Origin of the sequence: Phocaeicola abscessus CCUG 55929, assembly GCF_000312445.1 — a bacterium.
GTDB classification, from domain to species: Bacteria; Bacteroidota; Bacteroidia; order Bacteroidales; family Bacteroidaceae; genus Phocaeicola; species Phocaeicola abscessus.
Window position 1 is genome coordinate 232642 of record NZ_HE997185.1, and the last position, 9344, is coordinate 241985.

General features: G+C 44.7%; 7 protein-coding genes and 1 pseudogene. 4 read left to right on the forward strand and 4 right to left on the reverse strand.

Annotated features, from left to right (window positions below):
- Positions 1 to 33: 33 nt before the first annotated feature.
- On the reverse strand, positions 34 to 1044 hold the full coding sequence (locus BN102_RS09000; RefSeq protein ID WP_019208810.1) for a FecR family protein: 1011 nt from the start codon (positions 1042 to 1044) through the stop codon (positions 34 to 36).
- Positions 1045 to 1219: 175 nt separating this feature from the next.
- Between BN102_RS09000 and BN102_RS09005 the strand changes: the two genes are divergently transcribed.
- Positions 1220 to 1801, forward strand: coding sequence for an RNA polymerase sigma-70 factor (locus BN102_RS09005; protein WP_019208811.1), 582 nt, complete (start codon positions 1220 to 1222; stop codon positions 1799 to 1801).
- A gap of 54 nt (positions 1802 to 1855) precedes the next feature.
- On the opposite strand, the gene BN102_RS11045 is transcribed toward BN102_RS09005, so the two are convergent.
- Positions 1856 to 2140: a hypothetical protein gene (locus tag BN102_RS11045; RefSeq protein WP_019208812.1), complete on the reverse strand. Its 285-nt coding sequence runs from the start codon at positions 2138 to 2140 to the stop codon at positions 1856 to 1858.
- Positions 2120 to 2913, reverse strand: a pseudogene (locus BN102_RS09010) (IS982 family transposase); the annotation flags it as partial. The pseudogene BN102_RS09010 and the gene BN102_RS11045, both read right to left, overlap by 21 nt.
- Before the next feature lie 125 nt (positions 2914 to 3038).
- Here BN102_RS09010 and BN102_RS09015 point away from each other — a divergent pair.
- Complete coding sequence (locus BN102_RS09015) at positions 3039 to 5261, forward strand: patatin-like phospholipase family protein (RefSeq protein ID WP_036787847.1); 2223 nt, start codon at positions 3039 to 3041, stop codon at positions 5259 to 5261.
- A gap of 83 nt (positions 5262 to 5344) precedes the next feature.
- Here BN102_RS09015 and ruvC read toward each other — a convergent pair whose 3' ends face one another.
- Positions 5345 to 5917: a crossover junction endodeoxyribonuclease RuvC gene (gene ruvC / locus BN102_RS09020; protein ID WP_019208815.1), complete on the reverse strand. Its 573-nt coding sequence runs from the start codon at positions 5915 to 5917 to the stop codon at positions 5345 to 5347.
- Between the two features lie 190 nt (positions 5918 to 6107).
- On the opposite strand from ruvC, the gene BN102_RS09025 reads away from it, so the two are divergent.
- Together BN102_RS09025 and BN102_RS09030 are read left to right on the forward strand one after the other, a co-directional pair.
- Positions 6108 to 8462, forward strand: coding sequence for a family 20 glycosylhydrolase (locus BN102_RS09025; protein WP_019208816.1), 2355 nt, complete (start codon positions 6108 to 6110; stop codon positions 8460 to 8462).
- A gap of 186 nt (positions 8463 to 8648) precedes the next feature.
- Positions 8649 to 9209 carry a flavodoxin gene (locus tag BN102_RS09030; protein WP_019208817.1) on the forward strand — a complete coding sequence of 187 codons (561 nt, stop codon included), beginning with the start codon at positions 8649 to 8651 and terminating at the stop codon, positions 9207 to 9209.
- Positions 9210 to 9344 lie beyond the last annotated feature (135 nt).

Below are 9344 nucleotides of genomic sequence, written 5' to 3' on the forward strand. Positions count from 1 at the left end.
TTCACATTAATTAAATTAAAGGTTCAACATGTATTAATAAATCTCTACTTTCTGCTTTTTATCATTGATATTAGAACTGTCTATATATCGCCATCGTATTCCGGAGGCAACTTTAAAATACTCCATAATTCGTTCAAAGCGTTGCGTTGAGAAAGTTCCTGTAAAAGCTTCATCTTTGAAATGGCGTTTGCTACTGAAAACAAATTCTATATTGAAACGTTTTCCAATTTGATTGAACGCCTCATTCATTGGAGTATTATCAAAAATAATTTTCCCTTTTTTCCAGGCCGTTTCGGTTTCCCCCGATGTAGGATAAAGCTTGGTGTCTCCTGTTTTTGGTATATAAACAAGTTTTTGTTGTGGGTGAAGAACTATTTTTTTTAATTGCCCGTTTTGGGGGAAACGAAAATCTATAGCTCCTTCTATAAGTGTGGTAGAAATATTTTCATCATTATATGCTTCAACATTAAATTTCGTTCCATGAACCTCGATACTTGTGCCTTTTGAAGCAGAAACAATGAAAGGTTTTGATGGATCTTTTGTCACTTCAAAATAGGCTTCGCCAAACAGAGTAATATCACGTTGGTTCCCATTAAAAACAGAAGGATAAGATATTGATGAAGAAGAATTCAGATGAGCTTTTGATCCATCAGGAAGGGTCAAAAAAGCAGTCATTCCCGGAGCTGTTTTAATCTCAATCATTTGAGCCGATAATTTATCTCCTTCGCTTTGGCGGTAGAACCAAATAGTAGAAATTAATAAAGGTATAGCCAGCATCGCAGCTATACGTTGTGGCCATACCCATCCTTTGACTTTCCTCTCTTTCTTGGTTATGAGGCCATTTATTTTTGATAAGGAACTTTCTGTATCTATGCCTCTACTCATAGCAATAGTATCAGTAGCAAATTGCAGTGTAGCAATTTGTTCTGCAACTTTTTTATGGCTTTCATCCTCTTGAATCCATTGCTCTACTTGAGCTATTTCTTCTTTTGTTGCTTTCCCTTCACTATATGAAATGAGTAAATCTTCTGTATTTGATTCCATAAATGTACTTTCTTTATAATTAAGACAAAGCAAAAGAGATAGTGACTAAACTAAAAATAATAATTTTATTAATTTGCATTAAATAATTTGTAAATTTGTAAAGATGATGAAACGATGATTTGGTTTATTTGCATCAAATTATTTATATATTCGTAAAAGATGGAGATGGGGGCTAATGAATCAAGTAAAACCTGAGATATTAATATTGAATCAGTTGCGTGAGGGTAGTCATGCAGCATTTAATACTATTTATAGACAGTATTATATAATGCTCTGTACCTATGCAAACAGGTTTATTGACTTGGAAGATGCAAAGAATGTGGTTGAGGAATTAATGGTTTGGATTTGGGAACATAGGGAAGATTTGTTAATTGATTCTTCTTTGAGTCAATATCTTTTCAGAGCTACTTACAATAGGGTTTTAAATTTCATCACAAAGAAAAAAGCGGATGCCAATTCTGAAGCCAAGTTTTACGAGCATTATTTAAATCCTTCTGTTTTCTCAGAAGATTATGATTTGCACGAGCTGTTTAACAAAATAGAGGAAGCTGTTCAGAATCTTCCAGAAAGCTACCGGAAAGCCTTTATTATGAGTAGGTTTAAGAAAATGACTTATAATCAAATAGCTGAGAAATGTGGAGTCTCTTCAAAGACTGTTAACTATAGAATTACTCAAGCGTTGAAAATTTTAAGGATTGAGCTGAAGGATTTTTTACCTCTAATTCTATTCCTTTTAAAAGACTCTGCATTAACATAGAACAGTTTTTTGATTATTGATATGCTATTCTTGAATGTGTCTATGGCTATTATGTTAATTTTTATCCTTATATATCATTCTTAGAACATCACGGCGGAAGGTTTTGTTCACTTTTGCTTGATTCAGTCTTAATCCGCTTTTTTGTCTCCATTCGTTTAAAGTGATAGAATCAATAGGCTTGTCCAAGTTTGCATTCCAATCAGGGAGATAACCTTTAAGACCTAAATTTTGGACAAGAGCAAAGTCTGCATCTTTTGGAGTAACATCTTTATAATAAATAACGTGAGTTCGATATAATATTAAAATATCATAAGTTGCCCCATCATTTATGTAGCTCACATCAATGGCGGGTTTCTTTTCAAAGAAACAGTAGGCTGCTATTGCCGATAGTGCGTTTGCAATGAAGTTGTTGAAAGAGCGGTGCCCGGAATGCTCAATCTATGCAATGTTCTTCAACTCGTCATTAACGGTTTCTATCAAAGCCCGTTTTCTGAGTAGTATCTTGTTGCCGGCCATACTTATCAAGGAGTTCTTCATCCTGTTCTTAACCTTGGTGATTAATGGTATGCCATTAAGAAAAAGATTTTCAAACAAAGTCTGTTCTATATAACCTTTATCGGCACACAACTTTCCTTTTATGTTTTGAATGAATCTGCCCTGCTTCAACGACTCCCTATCATCCACGTTTCCCGGAGTAAACATGAAATTCAATATCTCCCATTTGTCATTGATGACCAGGTGAAGATTAAACCCGAAGAACCAACCCATCGAACACTTACCGCCCCGGGCAAGACCTTCTTGATGAAAATGGTCAGTGGAAACAGCACCTCCTTTCCCTGTTCTACAAAACACTTATAAGATACATGTCGGGGAAACAACCGAGACAGACGTTTGCAGACATACTCTTTGTAAAAGTGCTTGAAACATCGGAAAACCACCCCAGTGGAACAGGAGAAGGATAACCATGGTCTCTGCATCACTCACACGCTTGGGCTTGTTACGATGCCGACGATGCTTATCTGCAACCATATATTTTTCTGCTCGGATGTAAATTCCTTGCAAAAATCATCTGACATACAATAAATCTCTGTAACTTTAGACTCTGTAAACATAGCGGTAATTGTTTAAATGTTATTATTGGACACTATAAATTTAACACCTTTATCGCCATGTCACTAATAATCAAAAATATATTCGAATAAGTTATATCGAACTCACGTTAAATACTTATCCCGTTATGCGTCACACTCGTTTTATCATCCCCTTGGTCTGCGGTTTGCTCGTGACGGTTCATTCCGCACAAAGCCAACCGACACGTCCGAAAGTCGGCGTCGTCCTGAGCGGAGGCGGTGCCAAAGGTATGGCTCACATAGGCGCTCTAAAAGTGATCGAAGAAGCCGGAATACCCATCGACTGCATCGTTGGAACCAGCATGGGCTCCATCATCGGCGGCTTGTACGCTATCGGCTATACGCCGGTACAATTGGATAGCATGGTGCGCGATCAGGATTGGATGTTCCTCCTGACCGACCGCGTCAACTCGGACGAACAGAATATCGAAACGAAAGAGAACAAACAAACCTTCCTCATCTCCGTTCCTTTCGGCAAGGACACAAAAAAGAATATCTTCGGAGGCCTGATTCGGGGAGAAAACCTGGCCAGCCTGTTCAGCGAACTCACCATCGGTTATCACGATTCCATCGACTTTAACAAACTCCCCGTCCCCTTCGCTTGCGTCTCGGAAGACCTCGTAAGCGGTAAACCGTTCATCTTCCGCAGCGGAGTGCTCGCACAGGCCATGCGTTCCAGCATGGCTATTCCCGCAGTCTTCACTCCCGTCCGAAAAGACAGCATGGTGCTGATTGACGGAGGCACCGTCGACAACTATCCCGTCGATGTTGCCAAAGAGATGGGAGCCGATTACATCATTGGCATCGACGTTCAAAACGATAAGCGGAACGCCGACGAATTGTCTAACGCCAAAGACATTCTTTTCCAATTGATCAATTTGATGGGCGACAATCTGTATAAAGAAAACCTCCGAAATACCGATACCTACATCAAAGTAGACGTCAGAGGATATTCCTCTTCCAGTTTTAGCTCCAACGCCATCGACACGCTGATCCGGCGTGGCGAGGCGGCGGCGAGGGCGCAGCGGGCGTCGCTGAAACAATTGAAAAGCAAACTGGGCCTTCCGGAAACATACACGCTCGATACCCGCGTTTCCTACCCCACCGAGAGAAACAAGACGGTCAAGGTGAACCGCATCCAAATCAACGGTTTGGATAAAAACGACGAGAACTGGCTGAAGAAACATTTCCAATTGCAGGAAAATTCGGAAATCAACATCGATAAAATCAAAAGGATCGCCGATAAAATACGCGCCAATCTAAATTATCAAAGCGCCACCTATCAACTGACCCGATCCGAGAACGAAGGATACGACTTATGTTTCGAGTTGACCAAACAGACGGATAACAAACTCAACATCGGCATTCGTTTCGATTCGGAAGAAATCGCATCGCTGCTGATCAACGCCACCACGCATATCCGACAAAGAAGTCCCAACACGCTCTCGACCACCATCCGCCTGGGAAAACGAAGCGGAGCGGACATACAGTATGCTTGGGCGCCGACGCCCTTACGGAAACTCAGCCTCGGGTATGCCTTTCGGTACGCCGACATCGATTTCCTGTACAAGAACAGAAAAATATTCAACTCCACCTTCCGCTATCACCGAACCGAATTCTCCTACCACGATGTCTGGCACACTCATTTAGGTTTCTCTTTAGGGATCAGCTACGAGCTCTACGACTACGAGAAATTCCTCTACCAGCGGGATTTTAATCTGCAACCTCCGTACGACGTTCATACGGAGCACTTCTTCACTTATTTTGCGCAGGCGAAATACAAGACGCTCGACAAGACCTATTTCCCTGCGAAGGGAATATCGGTTCAAGCGTCGTACGAACTGATCACCGACAATTTTACCAAATATAAAGATAAAACGGCCCCGTCGGCTCTCAAAGGAAGTTTCGAGAGCGTATTCAGAATATCGAATCGCTTTTTCGTCCTGCCTTCCGCTTACGCCCGGTTCCTGTTTGGCAGCGAGATTGCCTACTCGAAAATGAACGTCATGGGCGGCGATACTCCTTCCTATCTGTTGGAAAGAGAACTGCCCTTCGTCGGTATCCGAACGGCTCAACTGATGAACCATTCGCTACTGATCGGCGGACTGAAATTCCGTCAACGGATGGGGAGGATTCATTACCTCACGTTATCGGGCAACTATGCCTTCAACAGCAACAAAGTCAAAAACCTGTTCAACAGCTATACGGCTTTCGGATGCGGCGTGGGATACGGCATCGACAGCATCTTCGGTCCGCTGGAACTGACTGCGAACTACATGAATCATTCGAGCAAAGCCTCTCTCTTCCTGAATTTGGGGTACCGGTTCTGAGAGCTGCTATCCGTCGGGCAAAAAACAGATAGCAAAGGAAACACGGAAAAATTGCATTTCTTAATAGAATGTCCTCTATCCAACTATCTATCGACAACTTTATCCGGATTCCTGTTTATAAAATCTCTCCAATCGTGATATGCGCTAACGACCGTCGGCCTGCCCATCTGAAGGTAATGGCAATAGGCGGCGCCCAAAGCATCCGTTGAATCCATAAAGGGGCCTAACTCGCTGTCTGGAATATGAAGCATCCGCCGCAACATATCGGCCACCTGCTCTTTGCTGGCCTGCCCGTTCCCGGTGATAGCCACCTTTATTTTCAACGGCGCATATTCTGTGATAGGGATGTCGCGACTCAGAGCCGCCGCCATGACCACTCCTTGCGCCCGTCCCAACTTCAACATCGACTGTACGTTTTTTCCGAAGAAAGGAGCCTCGATCGCCAGTTCGTCGGGCAAAAAAGACGTTATAATGCCGTTTACCCGTTCGAAGACATATCTCAGCTTGAGGTAATGATTTCCATACCTCCGCAAATCGATCACGCCCAAGGTCACGACCTCCGGTTTTACTCCGGTAATCTTCAGTACCCCGTATCCCATCACATTCGTACCGGGATCGATACCCAAAATAATTTTTTCCTTCACCGGTCGAATCATCTTATCGTCTCCATTCCTGCCATGTCTTCGTTTGTTATGACATCCAATCGGCTACAAAAATATAAAACTATTCCCAAGAAAAAAAACGGTTTACGAACATTACGGACTCAAAATTTGCTTATACAAGTTTTTAATCCTAATTTTACCCCATTAAAATATTTTTTTCAAAACTATTAATTCACATTTCTACATGAAAAAACGATTTAGTTTGATGTGCTTGGCTGCCTTCGTCGGATTGTTGACATCGTGCGGCCCCCAAACCGTCACTGTAAAAAGCTACAATGAGGGGATCAACATTATCCCGATGCCTGCAGAACTTCAGCAGCGAGAAGGTAAGTTTACGCTCACTTCCGGAACTTCGTTCTATGCCTCTACGCCGGAAACAAAAAAGATCGCCGAATTCTTTATCGGCAAGTTGAATCTTTCCACCGGATACCATTTAGTGGTCAGCGAAAAAGAAAAATCCAACAGTATCGCTTTGGTCATCGATCCGTCACAGCCACTGAACGCCGAGGGTTACCTGCTGGACGTAACGCCGAAAGCCATAAAAATTTCGGCAACGACGCCTCAAGGCCTTTTCTACGGTATGGAGAGCATGATGCAGCTTCTTCCCGCCGAAGTGGAGAGTAAAGAAGTTGTCACAGGCGTGGATTGGGATTTACCCTGCGTAAGCATCAAGGATCAGCCACGTTTTGCGTATCGGGGATTCATGTTAGACGCTTGCCGGCATTTCATTCCCGTAGAAGATGTAAAAAAGCAACTCGATGCCATGGCCCTGTTCAAAGTCAATACCATGCACTGGCACTTGACGGAAGACCAAGGCTGGCGAATCGAAATAAAGAAATACCCGCGCTTAGCGGAAATAGCTTCCAAACGTATCGACGGCGAAGGGACGGAATACGGAGGATACTACACACAGGAAGAAATCAAAGAGATTGTGGCCTATGCGGCCGAACGCTTCATCACGATCGTTCCCGAGATAGAGATTCCCGGCCATGAATTAGCCGCTATCGCCGCCTATCCGAACCTCTCTTGCAAAGGCGCGCCCATCACCCCTCGCATCATTTGGGGAGTAGAAGACATCGTCATGTGTCCGGGGAAGGAAGACATGTTCCGCTTCTTAGAAGATGTGATCGCCGAAGTGGCTCCGCTGTTCCCCGGCAAGTATTTCCATATCGGAGGCGACGAATGTCCGAAAACCAGTTGGAAGCAATGCCCGGCTTGTCAAGCTCGCATTCGCCAAGAAGGGCTTTACGCAGACCATCAACATTCGGCGGAAGAGAAGCTCCAAAGCTACGTCATCGGGCGCATGGAAAAAGTGTTGGCTACATACGGAAAAGATATCATCGGTTGGGATGAAATTCTGGAAGGCGGTCTGAGCCCGAACGCTACCGTGATGTCCTGGCGAGGAGAAAAAGGCGGTATTGCCGCAGCCTTGCAGGATCATAACGTCATCATGACGCCCAGTTCGAACGGACTGTATACCGATTATTACCAAGGCGATAAAAAGATCGAACCGGTAGGTATCGGCGGTTATACGACACTCGAAAAGATTTATGCCTACAATCCGGTGCCCGACACCTTGAAAACCATCGGCAAGGATCAATATATTGCAGGCGTTCAATGCAATACGTGGAGCGAATACCTCTATCGGACGGACTTGCTGGAATACCGGATGTATCCCCGTGCGCTGGCGTTATCAGAAATCGCTTGGACTCCCCTTGAAAAGAAAGATCTGAACGATTTCTACCGGCGCGTCAACAATGCTTACGTACGGCTCGACGGACATAAAATCAATTATCATATCCCGCAACCGGAACAGCCGAAGGGTTCCTGCAATTTTATCGCCTTTACCGATTCCGCCACGTTGACATTCACGACCACTCGGCCGGAAAAAATGGTTTATACCGTGGATAACAGCGAACCTACGGCCGAATCGGCCGCATACGCCGCCCCCCTCACGTTTACAGCAACCACGACGCTGAAAATACGTACGGTGCTCCCTTCGGGAAAAACAAGCCCCGTGCGTACCATTACGGTCGAGAAACAAACTTTCGCCCCGGCGCAGACCGTAGAAAACTCGCTTCCGGGCTTAAAGCTGAAAACGGTCGAAGGCAACTTCCTTAAAGCGGAAGAATTGAATGCCGTCGACACGTGGAAAGATGCCGGCGTCAAAGCCTTAGAGCAGATTACCAAACAAGTTCCGACAACGGAAGATATGCGAGGCGTTCCGCATTACGCTGCCATAGCCGAAGGATATGTGGACATCCCGGCCGACGGCGTTTATTATTTCTCGTCCAACTACGACCAAGTATGGCTCGACGGCAAACTGCTCATCGACAATGAAGGAGAAGTAAAACGATTCAGTCGTCATGACAGTTCCGCAGCCTTGGCTGCAGGCCTCCACAGCCTGAAAATCGTATTCCTGGGCAATATCATCGGCGGATGGCCTTCGCAATGGGACAGCGGAAGCATCGCGTTCCGCGAAGCCGGTCAGGAAAAGTTCATGCCAATTGCACCGGCACAACTCTCGCATGCACGCTAATTCGAAAGACGAAAAAAGAGAGCTTGCCCATTCGCAGCTCTCTTTTTTCGTTTACGACTGGCGCTGAAAAAACAGTCGACCTACGAATCCGTAAAAATGGTATGAATTACCACCAATCAGGTAATTCGAACCGAAAAAGAACAACTACTTTTACATCCGAAATCAAAATGAGCAAAATACTTCATCATGAAACGCATACTTTCTATCATGGCCATGCTCCTCGCCTTTTCTTTCGGCGTCAGCGGCCAAAACTCAAATAAACAGGAGACAAAGAAAATGAAAACATTAGTAGCGTATTTTTCGTGTACGGGCACGACGGAAAACGTGGCCAAACAGCTGGCCGAAACGGTTAAAGGGGATTTATATCGCATACAGCCGGAAAAACCGTACACCCCGGCCGATCTCGACTGGACGGACAAGCAATCGCGCAGTACCTTGGAAATGAAAGACAAATCTTCCCGTCCAGCCATTGCCAATAAAGTCGAAAACATGCACGAGTACGATATCGTCTTCGTCGGATTCCCGATCTGGTGGTACACCGCCCCTACCATTATCAACACCTTTATGGAAAGTTATGATTTTACCGGAAAAACGGTGATTCCGTTCGCTACTTCCGGTGGAACCGGTATGAGGAAAACAAATGCCGATCTGAAGAAAGCATACCCGAAAGTGAATTGGAAAGAAGGGAAGCTTTTGAACGACGCCACGAAAAGCTCTCTGTCCGCCTGGACCAAAGGAATCGAATAAGTGGACGGAATAGCAGGTTGCAGCGACGACGACGCCCACCCCGCCGTTCGAGTTACATACACGTCCGGCGGGATAAGATGTAACCCTGCGCTGAAAATTCGGAGCTACGAACCTCTCCTTTCATAAGTATAAAAA

Excerpts from the sequence above, each read along its gene's own strand:
- BN102_RS09000 (WP_019208810.1), bottom strand. The coding sequence starts at position 1,044 with ATGGAATCAAATACAGAAGATTTACTCATTTCATATAGTGAAGGGAAA.
- BN102_RS09005 (WP_019208811.1), top strand. The coding sequence starts at position 1,220 with ATGAATCAAGTAAAACCTGAGATATTAATATTGAATCAGTTGCGTGAG.
- BN102_RS09015 (WP_036787847.1), top strand. The coding sequence starts at position 3,039 with ATGCGTCACACTCGTTTTATCATCCCCTTGGTCTGCGGTTTGCTCGTG.
- ruvC (WP_019208815.1), bottom strand. The coding sequence starts at position 5,917 with ATGATTCGACCGGTGAAGGAAAAAATTATTTTGGGTATCGATCCCGGT.
- BN102_RS09025 (WP_019208816.1), top strand. The coding sequence starts at position 6,108 with ATGAAAAAACGATTTAGTTTGATGTGCTTGGCTGCCTTCGTCGGATTG.
- BN102_RS09030 (WP_019208817.1), top strand. The coding sequence starts at position 8,649 with ATGAAACGCATACTTTCTATCATGGCCATGCTCCTCGCCTTTTCTTTC.